The following is a 20,569-nucleotide window of genomic DNA, read 5'->3' on the forward strand; positions in this document are numbered from 1 at the left end:
CTGTGGATAACCTGTGTACCGTTTTTTCGAAATCCGTTGTTTTTATGTCGTAAGCCTATGTTTTTCATACATATTTCATAAACACATAAAACCCACGTTCAGGTGCATAAGTTTTTATAGCAGCAAAATATCGTAGCCTTCGGGGGTTGGAAACGTCCTGTAGGAGCTGCCAAAGGCTGCGATCTTTTCAATCTTCCAATAACGGGAAGCGCAGGCTGAAGGTCGTGCCTTTACCCACCACGCTACGACACTCGATTTTCCCCTCGTGATGGTCGACCACGGCCTTGACCATCGATAATCCCAGGCCAATTCCATCGACCCCTTGAGCCGAGGAAAACCGCCGGTACTGACTGAACAGGTCCGGCAGTTCTTCGGCGCTGATGCCCTTGCCTTGGTCGGCGACATTGCAGATCAACCAACCCGAGATGCAATGAACCTGCAGGGAAATACAGGCGTCGGACGGGCTGTACTTGATGGCATTTTCCAGCAGATTGAACAGGGCACGGGTCAATAACGATTGATCCGCCCGCACCATCGCATCTTCATCCTCTATTTCGTGAACCAACCGAATACGCTTTGCCTGTGCAATGGGCAGCGCCTGATCGAGCACGTCCAACACCAGCATGGCGAACAGCGTCGGCTGGAATTGATAGGCCTCGGATTCGGCCTTGGCCAGTTGTACGAAGCCCTCGGTCAGGTCCAGGGCGCGCCGTACCTGGCGCTCGATCTGGTCGAACAGCGGATGATCGCCACCCGCCTGATGCCGCTGCACATCGAGCAGCGCAAGGATCGCCGAGTGAGGGGCGCGCAAGTCATGGGAGAGGAACCGCAGCATGACACTGCGCTGTTCTTCCGCCTCACGTTCGGCGCTCAGGTCCGTGAGGCTCAGCAACCAGCCAATCGGCGCATCGCCATCCACCGGCAACAGCGCAGCCCGTTCCAGGCGCAAGCTGCGCTCGCGAATGTCGCGAAACTCCACCAGGGGCAATGTGGATAACCGGTGATGCGCCCCGTGCTCCAGCCCCGGATAACCCAATTGCCCAAGGTGCTCCAGCACATCGCCGCCCGCCAGACCATGGCCGAACAGCTCGCGCGCCTTTCGGTTACCCAGCAGCAGCTTGCCTTGGGGATCGCTGATCATGGTTGCCACCGGCAAGTATTCCAAGCCATCGGCAATGAAGCGCCGGGTGTCGCGGGTTCGGCTCATGGCTTGTTCCAGGGCCATGATCTGGCCCTGCAAACGGTCGCTGCCGGCGTATGAGGCGCGACGACGCTCCGGGAAGACCTTGGGCTCCGCGTCCAGGCGTGCCAGCTCCCAACCGAAATAGGCCAACACCACGCTCAGCCGTCGCCAGTTCCAGATCAGGTAGCCGAACATGATCCCCAGCACGCTCGCCACGGGCGACCACCACCACCCCCGCGCGCCCAGCATGGCGCTGATCAACAGGGCCAGGCTCATACCACCCACCGTTGTCCACAGGGCCAGGCGCGGGCGCAACAGCAGCAAGCCCAATACACAACCCACCAGGCACACCGACAACAACGCGGCGCCTGAATGGTTATCTGTGGATTGACTGCTCAATGACAACAAGGCCGTCAGCGGCAACAGCAGCAGACTTATCCACAACCACTCCCGCACCAACTGTCGAAACAACCGCTGAACCTGGGTGGGTTCACGACTTTCACGGCGACGCTGGTTACTCATAGGCCTCCTGGCCGAACTCAAGGACTGTGGATATCTTCACTGGCCTGCGTAAGTCGACAGGCGTGAAAGCCCACGACTATAACGGACTCGATGGGTGGCGCGCTGCTGCCTTTCCCTCTGTGTCGCGAGCCGGTATTGTCGCAGCCAGCGACAGGTCAATGAATCAGCCACTGGCTGCCTTTCATTGCCACCTGAAGATGTCCGTTACTCTCGAGATCAAGGAATCGCATTCCATGCGTGTCGCCATACTGGACGATGAACCGGCCGAGTTGCGCCGGGTAGAACAGACGCTGCAACAAATCCCCGGCAGAGGCGAGCAAGCCTGGACCCTGCACAGTTTCGAACGCGGGGAAGACTTGTTGCGGCAACTGCGGCGGGAAACCTTCGACTTGTTGATCCTCGACTGGCAACTGCCCGACATCAGCGGGCTTTCATTGCTGCGCTGGACCCGCGAGCACATGGATTCGCCACCGGCCGCCATCATGCTGACCAGCCGCGACGGCGAGCACGACATCGTCCAGGCCCTCAACGCCGGCGCCGACGACTATGTGAGCAAACCCTTCAGGCCCAACGAGCTCAAGGCCCGGGTCACAGCCGTGCTGCGCCGTCACAACCTGCAACGCGCGCCTGCCAGCGACGTGCTGGTGTTCAACGACCTGGCGTTCGACGACGCCGAACTGACCATCACCCGCGCCGGCATCCCCATCAGCCTGACCGAACGGGAATACCGCCTGGCCCGGTGCCTGTTCGCCAACCTGGGCCGGCCGCTGTCCCGGGAATACTTCTACGAACGCTTCTGGACCCACGAGGAAATGACCTCGTCCCGCCCACTCGACACCCATATCTATCGCCTGCGCAACAAGCTCGGGCTGACGGCGGATCGGGGTTGGCAGTTGCTGACGATCTACGGGTATGGGTATCGGTTGGAGAGTGTGGTGGCGGGGAGTGAGGCGTCGGTAGCCAGTTAGGGAACCGACTGCTCATATTGAATGGTATCTGTGGCGAGGGAGCTTGCTCCCGCTGGGCTGCGCAGCAGCCCCTTTTGTGAGCGCTTAGCACCCAAGCGGGAACAAGCTCCCTCGCCACCCAATGGATATCACCCGATCGTCGGTACCAGGCTTCCTGTTTTTGCGATCCGACGACGCTGTATCAGCACGCCGGATATCACCACCAAGACACTCAGCAGACCGGTCGCAAGGATCTCCACGCGATGGGCTTCCTGGAACAGCATGATGGTCAAGGCCCCGACGATGAAGACAATCACCGCGTAGGTCAGGCCGGGAAACAGCCACATGCTGAAAGCGATTTTTTCCCCGCGAGCCATGCGTTGTTTGCGCATACGCAATTGCGAAACCGCAATGACCAGGTACACCAGCAACGCAATGGCGCCAGAGCTGGCCAGCAGGAATTCGAAGACCGCCGCCGGTGCCACGTAGTTGGCGAACACCGCCAAAAAGGCCGCACCGGTCGACAACATCACCGCCCAGTGAGGTGTGCCGCTCTTGTTGGTGCGCTGGGAAACGGCCGGCGCATCACCGCGCTTGCCCAACGAGAACATCATGCGCGAAGCCGTGTACAGCGCCGAGTTCAGGCAACTGGTGACCGCTACCAGGACCACGATATCGACGATCAGCTTGGCATTGGGGATGCCCATGCGCTCCAGCACCGTCTGGTAGGAGCCAACACTGGCCAGGAGCGGGTCGTTCCATGGCACCAGGGCGACGACGATGAAAATGGAGACGAGGTAGAACAAACCAATCCGCCAGATCACCGAGTTGGTTGCCTTGGAAATCTGCTGGCCGGGGTTCTTCGATTCGGCCGCCGCGATGGTCACGATCTCGGTGCCCATGAACGAAAACATGGTGGTCAGGATCGCCCCCAGCACCGCGCCCATGCCATTGGGCAGGAAGCCCTGGGTGTCGAACAGGTGCGAAACACCGCTGACCTGGCTGGTTGGCAGAACACCGAATATCGCCATCAGACCCAGCCCGATGAAGCCGATGATCGCCACCACCTTGACCAGGGCGAACCAGAATTCGAACTCTCCGTAATTCTTCACACTGAACAGGTTGGTGACCGTCAGCAGGAGGGTGATGACCAACGTGAAGACCCAGATCGCCACGTTCGGGAACCAGGCGTGCAGGATCGTTGCAGCAGCGTTGGCCTCCAGTGGAATCACCAGGACCCAGAACCACCAGTAGAGCCAGCCGATGGTGAAACCCGCCCAATGACCAATCGCCCGGTCCGCATACGTCGAGAAGGAACCCGTGTCCGGCGACGCCACCGCCATTTCGCCCAGCATCCGCATCACCAGCACCACCAAGGCACCCGCGGCAGCGTAGGCCAACAACACGGCCGGACCGGCCGCTGCGATAGCATGGCCGGAGCCGACGAACAGACCGGCGCCAATCACACCGGCTATGGAAAGCATCGTCACATGACGGGGCTTGAGCCCTTGCGCCAGATTATCGGAAGTTTGCGTACCGCTCATTGAGACTACCCTTGGCATTTGGATTTATTCGTACCACCTCGACCCATCGCTTTCTGTAAATTTAAAAAAACGATGTGTAAGTTATTAAACACGCAAGTTTTGCGCCAGGAAATCCAAAGTCCCCGGTATCCGGGGCCTTCATCCAATTCCTAACCCATTGACAATGAAGGCTTTATGCCAGGGTGTTACCCAGTTACACCGTTTTTGACCGATGGGTCTTAGAAGGAGTGGGTATTTTCCAGCGTAAAAAAAAGCCAACGCATGTGCGTTGGCTTTTTTGCTGGAGCAGGTGCTGCAGAAGGATCAGAAATCCAGATTGGACACTGCCAACGCATTGCTCTCGATGAAGTCACGACGAGGCTCGACCGCATCACCCATCAGGGTGTTGAAGATCTGGTCCGCGCCAATGGCGTCTTCGATGGTGACTTTCAGCATCCGGCGCGAGCTAGGGTCCATGGTGGTTTCCCACAGCTGATCCGGGTTCATTTCACCCAGACCTTTGTATCGCTGGATGGTGTGGCGCTTGGTGCTTTCCGCCATCAGCCATTCAAGGGCTTCCTTGAACTCGGTCACGGCTTTCTTGCGCTCACCCCGTTGGATGTACGCACCTTCGTCCAGCAGCGTGCTCAGCTGCGCGCCAAGGGATACGACGGTCTTGTAGTCGTTGCTGCCGAAGAAGTCGCGGTTGAAGGTGACGTAGTTCGACAGGCCGTGGGAGATCAGTTCGACCTCCGGCAGCCAGACGTTACGCTCACGGTCTTCGCGCAGGCTGGCTTTGTAGACCAGGCCGGATTTTTCGACGGTGCGCAGGCGTACTTCGTACTGGGCCAGCCAATCCTGCATCGCTGCGTGATCGGACAGTTGCTCCAGGCTCACGGCTGGCAGGTAGATGAAGTGTTCGGTCAGTTCCTGTGGATACAGGCGCGACAGGCGTTTGAGGGTCTTCATCACCAGGCGGAAGTCGTTGACCAGGCGCTCGAGGGCTTCACCGGAAATACCGGGGGCATCTTCGTTCAGGTGCAGGCTCGCATCTTCCAGAGCCGACTGCGTCATGTACTCTTCCATGGCGTCGTCGTCTTTGATGTATTGCTCTTGCTTGCCTTTCTTGACCTTGTACAGCGGCGGCTGGGCGATGTAGATGTAGCCGCGCTCGATCAGCTCCGGCAACTGACGGAAGAAGAATGTCAGCAGCAGGGTGCGGATGTGCGAACCGTCGACGTCAGCATCGGTCATGATGATGATGTTGTGATAGCGCAACTTGTCGATGTTGTACTCTTCGCGGCCAATGCCACAGCCCAGCGCGGTGATCAAGGTGCCGACTTCCTGGGAGGAAATCATCTTGTCGAAGCGCGCCTTCTCGACGTTGAGGATCTTGCCCTTGAGCGGCAGGATGGCCTGGGTGCGACGGTTGCGGCCCTGCTTGGCGGAACCGCCAGCAGAGTCACCTTCCACCAGGTACAGCTCGGACAGGGCAGGGTCCTTTTCCTGGCAGTCGGCCAGTTTGCCCGGCAGGCCAGCGATATCCAGCGCGCCTTTGCGGCGAGTCATCTCACGGGCCTTGCGCGCGGCTTCACGGGCACGGGCGGCGTCGATCATCTTGCCGACCACCAGCTTGGCTTCGTTCGGGTTCTCCAACAGGAAGTCGGAGAAGTACTTGCCCATTTCCTGTTCGACCGCGGTCTTCACTTCGGAAGACACCAGCTTGTCTTTAGTCTGGGAGCTGAACTTCGGATCCGGTACCTTCACCGAAATGATCGCCGTCAGGCCTTCGCGGGCATCGTCACCGGTGGTGGCGACTTTATGCTTCTTCGCCAGGCCTTCCTGTTCGATGTAGTTGTTCAGGTTACGGGTCAGCGCCGAACGGAAGCCCACCAAGTGGGTACCGCCATCGCGCTGTGGAATGTTGTTGGTGAAGCACAACAGGTTCTCGTTGAAGCTGTCGTTCCACTGCAGGGCGATTTCCACGCCGATGCCGTCTTCACGCTGGATGTTGAAATGGAACACCTGGTTGACCGCAGTCTTGTTGGTGTTCAGGTACTCAACGAACGCCCGCAGACCACCTTCGTACTTGAACAGCTCTTCCTTGCCACTGCGCTCGTCCTTGAGGACGATGCCGACACCGGAGTTGAGGAAGGACAGTTCGCGAATCCGCTTGGCCAGGATGTCCCAGCTGAAGTGGATGTTCTTGAAGGTCTCGCTCGACGCCTTGAAGTGGATCTGGGTGCCGGTGGATTCGCTGTCGCCAACGATCGCCATCGGTGCCTGAGGCACGCCATGGACGTAGGTCTGTTCCCAGATCTTGCCACTGCGGCGTACCGTGAGCACCAGCTGTTCGGACAGCGCGTTCACCACCGATACACCTACGCCGTGCAGACCGCCGGAGACCTTGTAGGAGTTATCGTCGAACTTACCGCCAGCGTGGAGGACGGTCATGATGACCTCGGCGGCGGAAACGCCTTCCTCTTTGTGCACGTCTACCGGGATGCCACGGCCGTTGTCGCGAACGGTGATGGACTCATCCGGGTGGATGATGATGCTGATGTCGTCGCAATGGCCGGCGAGGGCTTCGTCGATGGAATTGTCGACCACCTCGAACACCATGTGGTGCAGACCGCTGCCATCGTCGGTGTCACCAATGTACATACCGGGACGTTTGCGTACGGCATCCAGGCCTTTCAGCACTTTAATGCTCGTTGAGTCGTACGTATTTTCTTCGCTCAATGCCTTCACTCCCGATGGTCGTGGGTCTGGGTGATACGGCCCTGTTCCACGTGGAACAGGGCGACTGGCGTTTCCGTCTGCCAGCCTTCCCTCAATAATTCGTGGTCTACACAGGTGATGAACACCTGGCAGCGTAAGTCTTCCAGCAAGCGGCACAACGCGCGGCGGTGGGCTTCGTCCAACTCGGACGGCAAGTCATCCACCAGATAAATACACTGACCGCGCCGGGCCTGGCTGACCAGATGCCCCTGGGCGATACGCAAGGCACACACCACTAGCTTCTGCTGCCCCCGGGACAAGATGTCCGCGGCGTTATGTGCGCCCAATCTGAGGCGCAAGTCAGCGCGTTGTGGTCCAGCCTGGGTATGGCCCATCTGCTGGTCCCGCTGCAGCGAGCCAGCCAGCACGGTGCTCAGTTCCCGGTCCTTGTCCCAGCCTCGGTAATAGCTGAGCGTCAGGCCCTCAAGCTCAACCAGTTCGCTCAAGGTCTGCTCGAAGACCGGTTTCAAGGCTTTGATGTAAGCGCGGCGGTATTCATCGATTTCAGCGCTGGCCTGGCACAGTTCCCTGTCCCAAACCGCTTGCGAAACGGCGTCAAGTGTACCATGTCGCAGCCAAGAGTTTCGCTGGCGCAGCGCCTTCTGCAAGCGCTGCCAAGTCGTCATGAAGCGCGGTTCCACGTGGAACACGCCCCAGTCGAGAAATTGCCGGCGAATCTTCGGCGCGCCTTCCAAAAGGCGGAAGCTGTCCGGATTGATCAGCTGCAACGGCAGGATCTCGGCCAGCTGTGCAGCACTGCGGGCGTTCTGCCCATCGATGCGGATCTGGAACTCCCCTTGCCGGTCCCGCGAGATCCCCAGGGCGCTATGGCCGCCTTCTGCCAGTTCCACCTGCCCGAACACCGTGCACGCCAGTTGATCGTACTGGATGACCGGTAACAGCCGGGTGCTGCGGAACGAACGGGCAAGCCCGAGCAGGTGCACGGCTTCCAGCACGCTGGTTTTGCCGCTGCCGTTGGCGCCGTAAAGAATATTGATGCGGGGGGAGGGGGAGAAGGTCACCGGGTGCAGATTGCGCACCGCGGTGACCGAGACGCGACTTAAGGACATCTAGCTTCTGCTGGGCATGATTACAGACGCATCGGCATGACGACGTAAGCCGAATCGTCGTTATCGGACTCTTGCACCAGCGCACTGCTGTTGGAGTCAGACAGGATCAGACGCACTTGCTCGGTGGTCATCACGCCCAGCACGTCGAGCAGGTAGCTGACATTGAAGCCGATTTCCAGGGAGCCGCCGTTGTACTCAACGCCCACTTCTTCTTCCGCTTCTTCCTGCTCCGGGTTGTTCGCCTGGATCTTCAACTGCCCGTTGGCCAGTTGCAGACGAATGCCGCGGTACTTCTCGTTGGACAGGATCGCGGTACGGCTGAAGGCTTCGCGCAGGGCCTGGCGATCGCCCAGAACCAGCTTGTCACCGCCTTTTGGCAGCACGCGCTCGTAGTCTGGGAACTTGCCGTCTACCAGCTTCGACGTGAAGGTGAACTCACCGGTGGTGGCGCGGATATGGTGCTGGCCCAACACGATGCTGACGTTGCCGTCGGGCTCGGTCAGCAGACGCGCCAGCTCCAGGATACCTTTACGCGGCACGATCACCTGGTGGCGATCCGGCTGACCGATATCGGCCTGCATCGAGCACATGGCCAGGCGGTGACCGTCGGTGGCGACGGCGCGGATAACGCCGGCCGACACTTCCAGGAGCATGCCGTTGAGGTAATAACGCACGTCCTGCTGGGCCATGGCGAAACTGGTGCGTTCGATCAGGCGACGCAATTTGCTCTGGTCCAGGCTGCAGGTCAGCGAGCCCGGGCCTTCTTCGACGGTCGGGAAATCGTTGGCGGGCAGTGTGGACAAGGTAAAGCGGCTGCGACCGGCCTTGACCACGAGCTTCTGCTCATCGACCTTGATGTCGATCAGCGCGTCGTTGGGCAGGCTCTTGCAGATGTCCATCAGCTTGCGCGCCGGCACGGTGATGGAACCCGGATCGGCCGGTTCCTCAAGTTGCACACGACCGACCAGCTCGACTTCCAGGTCGGTACCGGTCAGCGACAATTGCTGGCCTTCGACAACCAGCAGCACGTTGGAAAGTACCGGCAAGGTCTGGCGGCGTTCGACGACGCCTGCGACCAGTTGCAGGGGTTTCAACAGGGCTTCGCGTTGAATGGTGAAATGCATGGTCTAGTCCCTTGCCTTAATAAGCTGCGCTGGTGGTCATCAAGTGGTCAGTGTACGCAGCAGGTTCTTGTAGTCCTCGCGGATGTCCGCGTCGGATTCCTTAAGTTCGTTGATCTTGCGGCACGCGTGCAGCACGGTGGTGTGATCGCGTCCGCCAAACACATCGCCGATTTCCGGCAGGCTGTGGTTGGTCAGTTCCTTGGACAGGGCCATGGCCACCTGGCGCGGACGTGCCACCGAACGGGAACGGCGTTTGGACAGCAGGTCGGAGATCTTGATTTTGTAGTATTCAGCAACCGTTCGCTGAATGTTATCCACAGAAACCAATTTGTCCTGGAGCGCCAACAGGTCCTTCAAGGATTCGCGAATCAATTCGATGGTGATATCGCGGCCCATGAAGTGCGAATGGGCGATGACCCGCTTGAGGGCACCTTCGAGCTCACGCACGTTCGAGCGGATACGCTGGGCGATGAAGAATGCCGCGTCGTGAGGCAGCTCGACCTTGGCCTGGTCGGCCTTCTTCATCAGGATCGCGACCCGGGTCTCCAGCTCCGGCGGCTCGACGGCCACCGTCAGGCCCCAGCCGAAACGCGACTTGAGGCGTTCCTCGAGGCCTTCGATCTCTTTCGGGTAGCGGTCACTGGTGAGAATGACCTGCTGCCCGCCCTCAAGCAATGCGTTGAAGGTGTGGAAAAACTCTTCCTGGGAACGTTCCTTGCGGGCGAAGAACTGAATGTCGTCGATCAGCAAGGCGTCCACCGAACGGTAGAAACGCTTGAACTCGTTGATGGCGTTCAGTTGCAGCGCCTTGACCATGTCGGCCACGAAACGCTCGGAATGCAGGTACACGACCTTGGCATTCGGGTTCTTCTTTAATAGATGGTTGCCCACCGCGTGCATCAAGTGGGTCTTACCCAAGCCAACGCCGCCATAAAGGAAGAGCGGGTTGTAACCGTGCTTGGGGTTGTCCGCGACCTGCCAGGCCGCCGCGCGGGCCAGTTGGTTGGATTTACCCTCGACGAAATTCTCGAAGGTAAAGGTCCGGTTCAGGTAGCTGGTGTGCTTGAGCGCGCCTTCGACCTGGACGGTGCGCTGTTCGGCCCGCACCGGAGCCTGCTGGGAGCTGGCACCGGCCATGGGGTCGAAGCTGTCCCGGGAAGGCTCTTCGCTGACTTCGGCGACTTTTTGCGTGTTGCGTTTGCTCGGGGCAGGCGCGGGCGCCGGGGCGGCATGATTGTTCACAGGAGCCGGGGCAGCCTGCTGGGCCTGTGACGCTGCGGCGGCCAGCGGCGCATTGGGCGCGGCGCGGGGTGCCGAACTGCGTTTGCTGCCTATTAATAAGGACAACGCAGGCGCCATGCCATTGCCATGCTCGTCGAGCAGTTCCATGACCCGGCCCAGGTACTTTTCGTTGACCCAGTCGAGAACGAAACGGTTCGGTGCATAGACACGCAACTCGTCGCCTTCGGCTTCGACCTGTAGTGGACGGATCCAAGTGTTGAATTGTTGGGCAGGCAGCTCATCGCGCAAAAGCTCCACGCACTGCTGCCAAAGTTCCACTGACACGGATATCCCCTAAGTTGAAAGCCGGTGAGGCAAAAACAAGCGGCCATTGTAGCGAGCGGACGTGCACTTATCCACACGCAGGTTGCTCATCGCCCATGATTTATCAATGCGTTAACCGAGAGAAAGACGACCGACGGTCGGTGGATAAGCTCTGTGGATAACCGAGCCTGAGGTCGTTGCACAAGTGGGGGCGAAACTCGGTGGATAACCGCCCTGTGGATAACCAGCCATTCCACCCACAGCTTATCCGACAGCGCAGCACAGGCTGGCCACTGCTTTCCCCTGTAGTTGTCATTCTCTGTACATGGCGAATTACAAGGCCCCGACATGGTTATCCACAGACAGGTGGCGACCTTGCTTTTATAAGCTTTACAGAAAAGCTTTAAATAATTCCCTTCTTTATTTCTATATCTAGCGCTGTGTGATGAATCCGCCGAAAGCGGCTGGATATCTATTTAAAGGAAACGCTGGTTGGAAATTGACCTAGAGGCTTGCTTTCTCTAGAATCCCCGGTCTCTTAAAACGGGGGCCATTCCGGCCCGTTGTGGACGAACCAGGTAACACGACATGAAACGTACTTTCCAACCAAGCACTATCAAACGCGCTCGTACCCACGGTTTCCGTGCTCGCATGGCTACCAAGAACGGTCGTGCCGTCCTGTCGCGTCGTCGCGCCAAAGGTCGTGCGCGTCTGGCAGTTTGATAATCCGGCACTGGAGGTGAGTCAGGACTTCAGTCGGGAAAAGCGTCTGCTTACACCCCGGCATTTCAAGGCAGTCTTTGACTCCCCTACCGGCAAGGTTCCGGGGAAAAATCTCCTGCTCCTTGCGCGCAGTAACGATCTCGATCACCCCCGACTAGGGCTGGTTATCGGGAAAAAGAGCGTCAAGCTCTCCGTTCAGCGCAATCGCCTCAAACGTCTGATGCGCGAATCGTTTCGCCTGAACCAGGATTCACTGGTTGGATGGGACATCGTTATCGTCGCGCGCAAAGGTTTGGGTGACGTAGAAAACCCCGAATTGATTCAGCATTTCGGCAAGCTCTGGAAACGTCTGGCACGCAACAAGCCAGTACCGGCAGTCAACACCGAAACTGCAGGGGTAGACAGTCCCGATGCGTAAACTGGCACTCGTTCCGATCCAGTTTTATCGCTACGCCATTAGTCCTTTGATGGCCAGTCACTGTCGTTTCTACCCCAGTTGTTCCTGCTACGCGTACGAAGCCATAGAAAATCATGGCCTCCTGCGCGGTGGCTGGCTGACCTTTCGTCGTTTAGGTCGCTGTCATCCGTGGAATCCCGGCGGTTATGACCCGGTTCCGCCTATCCCTACCTCCCGTTCTTCTTCGATGGCCGAGTAATCATGGATATCAAACGCACGATCCTGATCGTCGCCCTGGCAATCGTGTCCTACGTCATGGTCCTTAAATGGAACCAGGACTATGGCCAGGCTGCCCTGCCGACTCAGAATGTTGCAGCCAGCAATACCGCACCGAGCCTGCCGGATGCTCCCGTTGGCAACAACGCTGCCAACAATGACGACATCCCACGCGCGGCAAGCGATACCAGCGCTCCTGCCGAAGCCCCTGTGGCCGCAAGCAAAGATCTCATCCAGGTCAAGACGGACGTGCTCGAGCTGGCAATCGATCCACAAGGTGGTGACGTCGCCCAGCTGAAGCTGCCGCTGTACCCGCGTCGCCAGGATCATCCGGACATCCCGTTCCAGTTGTTCGACAACGGCAACGAGCGCACCTATCTGGCCCAAAGTGGCCTGATTGGTAGCAACGGCCCGGATTCGAACCCGGCCGGTCGCCCGGTCTACTCTGCCGAGAAGAAGACTTATCAACTGGCTGACGGTCAGGACCAATTGGTCGTGGACCTGAAGTTCAGCAAGGACGGCGTCAATTACATCAAGCGTTTCACCCTGAAACGTGGCCTGTATGACGTCACCGTTTCCTACCTGATCGACAACCAGAGCGCCCAGCCTTGGTCCGGTGCGATGTTCGCGCAACTCAAGCGTGACGCCAGCGACGATCCTTCCTCCAGCACGGCCACCGGCACCGCGACTTACCTGGGCGCCGCCCTGTGGACAAGTTCGGAGCCGTACAAGAAAGTGTCCATGAAGGACATGGACAAGGGTCAGCTCAAGGAAACCGTACAAGGTGGCTGGGTTGCCTGGCTGCAGCACTATTTTGTAACAGCCTGGATCCCGCAGAAGGGCGACAGCAATGTTGTCCAGACGCGTAAAGACAGCAAGGGCAACTTCATCATCGGTTACACCGGCCCGACATTGACTGCCGCGCCAGGTGCGAAAGCCGAAACCAGCGCCATTCTGTATGCCGGTCCAAAAAGCCAGGCGGTGCTGAAAGAGTTGTCCCCAGGCCTGGAACTGACCGTGGACTACGGTTTCCTGTGGTTCATTGCCCAGCCGATCTTCTGGCTGCTGCAACATATCCACAGCATCGTCGGTAACTGGGGCTGGTCGATCATTTTCCTGACCATGCTGATCAAGGGGATCTTCTTCCCATTGTCGGCCGCCAGTTACAAATCCATGGCGCGCATGCGTGCAGTGGCGCCGAAACTGGCCGCCCTGAAAGAACAGCATGGCGATGACCGGCAGAAAATGTCCCAGGCCATGATGGAGCTGTACAAGAAAGAGAAGATCAACCCGCTGGGTGGATGCTTGCCGATTCTTGTGCAGATGCCAGTGTTCCTGTCGCTGTACTGGGTGTTGCTGGAAAGCGTGGAGATGCGTCAGGCACCGTTCATGCTGTGGATTACCGACCTGTCGATCAAGGATCCGTTCTTCATCCTGCCGATCATCATGGGCGCGACCATGTTCATCCAGCAGCAACTGAACCCGACGCCTCCGGACCCGATGCAAGCGAAGGTCATGAAAATGATGCCAATCATCTTCACCTTCTTCTTCCTGTGGTTCCCGGCGGGTCTTGTGCTGTACTGGGTTGTGAACAACGTGTTGTCCATCACTCAGCAGTGGTACATCACGCGTAAGATCGAAGCGGCGACTAAAAAAGCCGAGGCGTAACTTGCTCTGTGGATAACCACACAAAACGCCCCCTAGTGGGGCGTTTTGCTATCTGCCACTTTTGTCTGGATACCGGTTTATGAGCGCACCGCGTGAAACCATCGCCGCCGTTGCCACCGCCCAAGGTCGCGGCGGTGTCGGCATCGTCCGTATTTCGGGGCCCTTGGCCAGTGCCGCGGCCAAGGCTATCAGCGGTCGTGAACTCAAGCCGCGGTTCGCCCATTACGGCCCGTTTTTCAGTGATGACCAGCAGGTGCTCGACGAAGGGCTGGCCTTGTATTTCCCGGGGCCAAACTCGTTCACCGGCGAAGACGTACTGGAACTGCAGGGACATGGCGGCCCCATAGTGCTGGACATGCTGCTCAAGCGCTGCCTGGAATTGGGTTGTCGACTGGCCCGGCCGGGGGAATTCAGCGAGCGGGCGTTCCTCAACGACAAGCTCGATCTTGCCCAGGCTGAAGCGATCGCCGATTTGATCGAAGCCAGTTCTGCACAGGCTGCACGCAACGCGTTACGTTCCTTGCAGGGCGCGTTTTCCCAGCGTGTGCATAACCTCACCGAGCAATTGATCGGCCTGCGGATCTACGTCGAGGCCGCGATCGACTTCCCGGAAGAGGAAATCGACTTCCTCGCCGATGGCCACGTGCTGAGCATGCTCGATAAAGTGCGCGATGAGTTATCCACAGTACTGCGCGAAGCCGGGCAGGGTGCCTTGTTGCGCGATGGGATGACCGTGGTGATCGCTGGCCGACCGAATGCCGGCAAATCCAGCCTGTTGAATGCCCTGGCCGGCCGCGAGGCGGCGATCGTCACCGAGATCGCCGGCACCACCCGGGACATCCTTCGTGAACATATCCACATCGACGGCATGCCGCTGCACGTGGTGGATACGGCCGGTTTGCGCGACACCGACGATCATGTGGAAAAGATCGGGGTTGAGCGGGCACTGAAAGCTATTGGCGAGGCCGATCGTGTGTTGCTGGTGGTCGATGCCACCGCACCGGAAGCGGACGATCCGTTTGCGTTGTGGCCGGAGTTCCTCGAGGTCCGCCCGGATCCCGCGAAAGTCACCCTGATTCGCAACAAGGCCGACCTGACTGGGGAATCGATTGCCCTGCAAGTCAGCGATGACGGGCACGTGACCATCAGCCTGAGCGCGAAGTCGGCAGGCGAAGGCCTGGAACTGCTGCGCGAGCACCTCAAAGCCTGCATGGGCTACGAGCAGACCTCGGAAAGCAGCTTCAGCGCTCGCCGGCGGCACCTTGAAGCGTTGCGCCATGCCAGTTCCGCCCTGGAACACGGTCGCGCGCAGCTGACCTTGGCGGGGGCTGGTGAGTTGTTGGCCGAAGACCTGCGCCAGGCGCAACAGTCCCTTGGGGAAATTACCGGCGCCTTCAGCTCCGATGACTTGCTGGGGCGGATCTTTTCCAGCTTTTGCATCGGTAAATAGCCCCTCCTTTGCAACCGGGTTTGTCCTCGACAATCTGACGAGCGCAACGCAAACCCGGTTCCCCCTCTCTTTTTTTGAACCGATTGCCCCTGATGGCGGCTTGCCTGTGGGCGCTGATGCGACCCGTAGCGGCAGTTTTCTGTGGATTAAGCCCTGTGAATAACTGCCATTGAGGTCGGTTGATAAGCGGCCTTCAAAACTGAAGATAACCACCTCTGTGGATAACCACCTCATTCATCCACAGGCTTACACCGGTTATCCAAGCCCCTCAATGCCACATGACCACAGGGTTTTGAATCTCTGTACACGAGGTAAATAAAGGCCTATAGAACGTTATCCACAGATAGGTGGGGCAGTAAGAATAAACATAAAAACAAAGATTTTATAAATTTCTTTCTTTTTTATTTTTTTAACCGCGAGTTCTCCACAGCTGGTTAAATTTTGTGCAAAGGGTTCTTTAGAAAGGATGAAGTCCCTATACTTGCCGACCTGGCTCGAAAAACGCCCAGGGCCAGACTCAAAACCTATTTCCGAATTACCTGAATAAAGCAGGCACGAGGTGCGTGGTGGATTTCCCTTCCCGTTTTGAAGTGATCGTCATCGGCGGCGGTCATGCCGGTACCGAGGCAGCACTTGCATCAGCGCGCATGGGAGCAAAAACCCTGTTGCTGACGCATAACGTGGAAACCCTCGGCGCCATGAGCTGCAACCCTGCCATTGGTGGCATTGGCAAAAGCCACCTGGTCAAGGAGATCGATGCCCTTGGGGGCGCGATGGCCATGGCCACCGATAAGGGGGGGATCCAGTTTCGCGTATTGAACAGCCGCAAAGGCCCAGCCGTGCGCGCTACTCGCGCCCAGGCCGACCGCATCCTGTACAAGGCCGCTGTCCGCGAAATCCTGGAAAACCAGCCGAACCTGTGGATATTTCAACAAGCGGCCGATGACCTGATCGTCGAGCAGGATCAGGTACGCGGTGTCGTGACGCAGATGGGCCTGCGTTTCTTCGCCGATTCCGTGGTGTTGACCACCGGGACCTTCCTCGGCGGACTTATCCACATTGGTTTGCAGAACTTTTCCGGCGGGCGCGCGGGTGATCCGCCGTCGATCGCTCTGGCTCACCGTTTGCGTGAGCTGCCATTGCGTGTCGGACGCTTGAAAACCGGTACGCCACCGCGTATCGACGGTCGGTCTGTGGATTTCTCGGTGATGACCGAGCAGCCTGGCGATACGCCGATCCCGGTCATGTCGTTCATGGGCAACAAGGAACAGCATCCACGGCAAGTCAGTTGCTGGATCACCCACACCAATGCCCGCACCCATGAAATCATTGCGGCGAACCTCGATCGTTCGCCGATGTATTCCGCTGCCGGTGAAATCGAAGGCATCGGCCCGCGTTATTGCCCGTCGATCGAAGACAAGATCCATCGCTTTGCCGACAAGGAAAGCCACCAGGTCTTCATCGAGCCCGAAGGCCTGACCACACACGAGCTGTACCCGAACGGGATCTCCACCTCCCTGCCGTTCGATGTGCAACTGCAGATCGTGCAATCGATTCGCGGCATGGAAAACGCCCACATCGTTCGCCCCGGCTACGCCATCGAATACGACTATTTCGATCCGCGTGACCTGAAGTACAGCCTGGAAACCAAAGTCATCGGCGGCCTGTTCTTCGCCGGGCAGATCAACGGCACCACCGGTTACGAAGAGGCCGGCGCCCAGGGGTTGTTGGCCGGTGCCAATGCGGCACTGCGGGCCCAGGGCAAAGACAGCTGGTGCCCGCGCCGCGATGAGGCATACATCGGTGTGCTGGTGGACGACCTGATTACCCTGGGTACCCAGGAACCGTATCGGATGTTCACGTCCCGCGCCGAATATCGCTTGATCCTGCGTGAAGACAACGCCGACCTGCGCCTGACCGAGAAAGGTCGCGAGCTGGGTCTGGTGGATGACGTGCGCTGGGCCGCTTTCTGCACGAAACGCGAGCGTATCGAGCTGGAAGAGCAACGCCTGAAAAGCACCTGGGTTCGTCCCGGTACCGAGCAGGGCGATGCCATCGCGGCGAAATTCGGTACCCCGCTGACCCACGAATACAACCTGCTCAACCTCTTGAGCCGTCCGGAAATCGATTACGCCGGGCTGGTGGAAGTGACCGGCCAGGGCGCGGAAGATCCGCAGGTGGCCGAACAGGTCGAGATCAAGACCAAGTACGCCGGTTACATCGACCGCCAGCAGGATGAAATCGCCCGCCTGCGCGCCAGCGAAGACACCAAGCTGCCTGTGGATATCGATTACACCGGCATTTCCGGGTTGTCGAAAGAAATCCAGAGCAAGCTCGGTGCGACCCGTCCAGAGACCCTGGGCCAGGCCTCGCGCATTCCCGGCGTCACGCCGGCGGCGATTTCCCTGTTGATGATTCATTTGAAAAAACGCGGCGCGGGCCGCCAGTTGGAGCAAAGCGCTTGAGTTCGATGGTCACCTCGCAACACGCTGAAGAGTTATCCACAGGTGCCCGTGAACTCGGCGTCAGCCTGAGTGAAGCCCAGCACACGCAGTTGCTGGGTTATCTGGCGCTGTTGATCAAATGGAACAAGGCCTACAACCTGACCGCCGTGCGCGATCCGGATGAAATGGTCTCGCGGCATTTGCTCGACAGCCTCAGCGTGATGTCCTTCATCGAAAACGGTCGTTGGCTGGACGTTGGCAGTGGCGGGGGGATGCCGGGCATTCCGCTGGCGATCCTGTTTCCCGACTCGCAAGTGACCTGCCTGGACAGCAACGGCAAGAAAACCCGCTTCCTCACCCAGGTCAAACTCGAACTCAAACTGGATAACCTGCAAGTTATCCACAGCCGCGTCGAAGCGTTCCAGCCTGCCGAGCCGTTCAACGGGATCATCTCCCGGGCGTTCAGCAGCATGGAGAACTTCAGTAACTGGACTCGCCACCTGGGCGACGCCGGTACGCGCTGGCTGGCAATGAAGGGCGTTCATCCGGCCGATGAGCTGGTAGCATTGCCGGCAGACTTCCACCTCGATAGCGAACACGCCTTGGCCGTACCCGGTTGCCAAGGCCAACGCCATCTGCTGATACTGCGCCGCACGGCATGATTGGGAACACAAGCAAGAATGGCTAAGGTATTCGCGATAGCGAACCAGAAAGGTGGTGTGGGCAAGACCACCACCTGCATCAACCTCGCAGCATCCCTGGTCGCGACCAAGCGCCGGGTGCTGTTGATCGATCTCGATCCACAGGGCAACGCCACCATGGGCAGCGGTGTGGATAAACATGGCCTGGAAAATTCCATCTACGACGTCCTGATCGGCGAATGCGATCTGGGCCAGGCCATGCACTTCTCCGAACATGGCGGTTATCAACTGCTGCCGGCCAACCGTGACCTGACGGCGGCCGAAGTGGTGCTGCTGGAAATGCAGATGAAGGAAAGCCGCCTGCGCAGCGCCTTGGCGCCGATCCGGGAAAACTACGATTACATCCTGATCGACTGCCCGCCGTCGCTGTCGATGCTGACCCTCAACGCCTTGGTGGCCGCCGATGGGGTCATTATTCCCATGCAGTGCGAGTACTTCGCCCTGGAAGGGTTGAGCGACCTTGTGGATAACATCAAGCGCATCGCCGAACTGTTGAACCCGGACCTGAAGGTCGAAGGCCTGTTGCGGACCATGTACGACCCGCGCCTGAGCCTGATGAACGATGTCTCGGCCCAGCTCAAGGAACATTTCGGCGAGCAGCTCTACGACACCGTCATCCCCCGTAACATCCGTCTGGCCGAAGCGCCGAGCTACGGCATGCCGGCCCTGGCCTACGACAAACAATCCCGTGGTGCGCTGGCTTACCTGGCCCTGGCGGGCGAGATGGTTCGTCGTCAGCGTCGCAACCCACGCACCGCTGCAGCCCAGCCAACTTAAGGAAACCCCATGGCCGTCAAGAAACGAGGTCTCGGACGTGGACTGGATGCACTGCTCAGCGGTCCGACTGTCAGCTCGCTGGAAGAACAGGCCGTACAGGCCGACCAGCGCGAGCTGCAGCACTTGCCCCTGGACCTGATCCAGCGCGGCAAATACCAGCCGCGTCGGGACATGGACCCGCAGGCGCTGGAAGAATTGGCCCAATCGATCAAGAGCCAGGGCGTGATGCAGCCGATCGTGGTCCGGCCGATCGCCAATGGACGCTTCGAGATCATCGCCGGCGAACGTCGCTGGCGCGCCAGCCAGCAGGCCGGCCAGGAAACCATCCCGGCGATGGTCCGCGATGTGCCGGATGAAACGGCCATCGCCATGGCGCTGATCGAGAACATCCAGCGTGAAGACCTCAACCCGATCGAGGAAGCCGTGGCCCTGCAGCGCTTGCAGCAGGAATTCCAGCTGACCCAGCAACAGGTTGCCGAGGCGGTGGGCAAGTCCCGCGTGACCGTGGCCAACCTGCTGCGCCTGATTGCGTTGCCGGAAGTCATCAAGACCATGCTGTCCCATGGCGACCTGGAAATGGGCCATGCCCGTGCATTGCTCGGTTTGCCGGAAAATCAACAGGTTGAAGGGGCGCGACATGTTGTCGCACGCGGCCTCACCGTGCGCCAAACCGAGGCACTGGTTCGCCAGTGGCTCAGTGGCAAACCGGCACCTGTCGAGGCACCCAAGACCGACCCGGATATCGCCCGCCTCGAACAACGCTTGGCCGAGCGCCTGGGCTCTGCGGTGCAGATTCGCCACGGGAAGAAGGGCAAGGGCCAACTGGTGATCGGTTATAACTCCCTCGATGAGTTGCAAGGTGTCCTTGCACACATTCGCTGAAACAATTGCTCTTGTAGCGCGCAGTCGGAAATCACTACCTGACAGTTGAATAGGGGCAGAACCGCCCCTATACTCTGCGCGCATTTTGTCGGCACAAATTATGCCAAGTTATTGAATTATGGCGGCCGACTATTGGAGAGCAAAAGCGATGGAAACCCGCACGCCAAACCGCTTGCCGTTCCATCGTCTGGCAGTTTTCCCGGTTCTGATGGCTCAATTCACCGTCGTACTGATCGCCACATTGGCGCTCTGGCAATGGAAAGGAGTCGTCGCCGGATACTCAGGCCTTTGCGGAGGCCTGATAGCCTTGCTTCCCAATATTTACTTCGCTCACAGGGCCTTTCGGTTTTCCGGCGCCCGAGTAGCCCAGGCTATCGTCCGGTCTTTTTATGCCGGCGAGGCGGGGAAACTGATTTTGACGGCAGTGCTGTTTGCACTGACGTTCGCAGGTGTGAAGCCATTGGCGCCGCTGGCTGTATTCGGCGTCTTCGTGCTGACCCAACTGGTCAGCTGGTTCGCTCCCCTGCTAATGAGAACAAGACTTTCGAGACCTTAG

The 20,569-nt window shown here is 58.9% G+C and carries 17 protein-coding genes; 11 read left to right on the top strand and 6 right to left on the bottom strand.

The annotated features are described in order from the left end of the window. Positions 1–187: 187 nt before the first annotated feature. Positions 188–1,705: a PAS domain-containing sensor histidine kinase gene (locus J4E53_RS14090; protein ID WP_060739903.1), complete on the bottom strand. Its 1,518-nt coding sequence runs from the start codon at positions 1,703–1,705 to the stop codon at positions 188–190. A 233-nt stretch (positions 1,706–1,938) separates the two neighbouring features. Here J4E53_RS14090 and J4E53_RS14095 point away from each other — a divergent pair, with 233 nt between their 5' ends. Then, entirely contained in the window at positions 1,939–2,673 is a 735-nt protein-coding gene (locus J4E53_RS14095) for a response regulator transcription factor (protein ID WP_103310551.1), read from the top strand. A 128-nt stretch (positions 2,674–2,801) separates the two neighbouring features. Here J4E53_RS14095 and gabP read toward each other — a convergent pair whose 3' ends face one another. The 5 genes from gabP to dnaA form a co-directional block, all read right to left on the bottom strand. Further along, complete coding sequence (gene gabP / locus J4E53_RS14100) at positions 2,802–4,196, bottom strand: GABA permease (protein WP_103310549.1); 1,395 nt, start codon at positions 4,194–4,196, stop codon at positions 2,802–2,804. 303 nt (positions 4,197–4,499) lie between these two features. Continuing rightward, the gene (gene gyrB / locus J4E53_RS14105) at positions 4,500–6,917 is read right to left on the bottom strand and encodes a DNA topoisomerase (ATP-hydrolyzing) subunit B (protein ID WP_060739906.1); all 2,418 of its coding nucleotides are present in this window, start codon (positions 6,915–6,917) and stop codon (positions 4,500–4,502) included. Between the two features lie 5 nt (positions 6,918–6,922). Further along, positions 6,923–8,026: a DNA replication/repair protein RecF gene (recF, locus tag J4E53_RS14110; protein WP_003196148.1), complete on the bottom strand. Its 1,104-nt coding sequence runs from the start codon at positions 8,024–8,026 to the stop codon at positions 6,923–6,925. 20 nt (positions 8,027–8,046) lie between these two features. Then, entirely contained in the window at positions 8,047–9,150 is a 1,104-nt protein-coding gene (gene dnaN / locus J4E53_RS14115) for a DNA polymerase III subunit beta (protein WP_003196145.1), read from the bottom strand. Between the two features lie 39 nt (positions 9,151–9,189). Continuing rightward, a complete protein-coding gene (dnaA, locus tag J4E53_RS14120; protein ID WP_060739907.1) occupies positions 9,190–10,716 on the bottom strand; it encodes a chromosomal replication initiator protein DnaA in 1,527 nt (508 codons plus the stop codon). 567 nt (positions 10,717–11,283) lie between these two features. Between dnaA and rpmH the strand changes: the two genes are divergently transcribed. The 10 genes from rpmH (at position 11,284) to J4E53_RS14170 (ending at position 20,569) form a co-directional block, all read left to right on the top strand. After that, positions 11,284–11,418 carry a 50S ribosomal protein L34 gene (gene rpmH, locus J4E53_RS14125; RefSeq protein ID WP_003213577.1) on the top strand — a complete coding sequence of 45 codons (135 nt, stop codon included), beginning with the start codon at positions 11,284–11,286 and terminating at the stop codon, positions 11,416–11,418. Positions 11,419–11,434: 16 nt separating this feature from the next. Continuing rightward, positions 11,435–11,836 carry a ribonuclease P protein component gene (gene rnpA, locus J4E53_RS14130; protein ID WP_207268155.1) on the top strand — a complete coding sequence of 134 codons (402 nt, stop codon included), beginning with the start codon at positions 11,435–11,437 and terminating at the stop codon, positions 11,834–11,836. Then, on the top strand, positions 11,829–12,074 hold the full coding sequence (gene yidD / locus J4E53_RS14135; RefSeq protein WP_010465488.1) for a membrane protein insertion efficiency factor YidD: 246 nt from the start codon (positions 11,829–11,831) through the stop codon (positions 12,072–12,074). The genes rnpA and yidD overlap by 8 nt, the downstream gene beginning before the upstream one ends. A gap of 2 nt (positions 12,075–12,076) precedes the next feature. Continuing rightward, a complete protein-coding gene (gene yidC / locus J4E53_RS14140) occupies positions 12,077–13,759 on the top strand; it encodes a membrane protein insertase YidC (RefSeq protein ID WP_060739908.1) in 1,683 nt (560 codons plus the stop codon). 79 nt (positions 13,760–13,838) lie between these two features. After that, the gene (mnmE, locus tag J4E53_RS14145; protein ID WP_103310076.1) at positions 13,839–15,209 is read left to right on the top strand and encodes a tRNA uridine-5-carboxymethylaminomethyl(34) synthesis GTPase MnmE; all 1,371 of its coding nucleotides are present in this window, start codon (positions 13,839–13,841) and stop codon (positions 15,207–15,209) included. A 566-nt stretch (positions 15,210–15,775) separates the two neighbouring features. Next, positions 15,776–17,674: a tRNA uridine-5-carboxymethylaminomethyl(34) synthesis enzyme MnmG gene (mnmG, locus tag J4E53_RS14150; RefSeq protein WP_060739910.1), complete on the top strand. Its 1,899-nt coding sequence runs from the start codon at positions 15,776–15,778 to the stop codon at positions 17,672–17,674. Positions 17,675–17,679: 5 nt separating this feature from the next. Next, positions 17,680–18,315 (top strand): 16S rRNA (guanine(527)-N(7))-methyltransferase RsmG, encoded by a 636-nt coding sequence (gene rsmG, locus J4E53_RS14155; RefSeq protein WP_177431729.1) that lies wholly within the window; start codon positions 17,680–17,682, stop codon positions 18,313–18,315. An 18-nt stretch (positions 18,316–18,333) separates the two neighbouring features. After that, complete coding sequence (locus J4E53_RS14160; protein WP_003207100.1) at positions 18,334–19,131, top strand: ParA family protein; 798 nt, start codon at positions 18,334–18,336, stop codon at positions 19,129–19,131. A gap of 9 nt (positions 19,132–19,140) precedes the next feature. Further along, positions 19,141–20,013 (top strand): ParB/RepB/Spo0J family partition protein, encoded by an 873-nt coding sequence (locus J4E53_RS14165; protein ID WP_003187197.1) that lies wholly within the window; start codon positions 19,141–19,143, stop codon positions 20,011–20,013. Positions 20,014–20,161: 148 nt separating this feature from the next. After that, positions 20,162–20,569: a F0F1 ATP synthase subunit I gene (locus J4E53_RS14170; protein ID WP_103310081.1), complete on the top strand. Its 408-nt coding sequence runs from the start codon at positions 20,162–20,164 to the stop codon at positions 20,567–20,569.

This window comes from Pseudomonas sp. FW305-28 (assembly GCF_017351395.1).
Lineage (GTDB): Bacteria > Pseudomonadota > Gammaproteobacteria > Pseudomonadales > Pseudomonadaceae > Aquipseudomonas > Aquipseudomonas fluorescens_AA.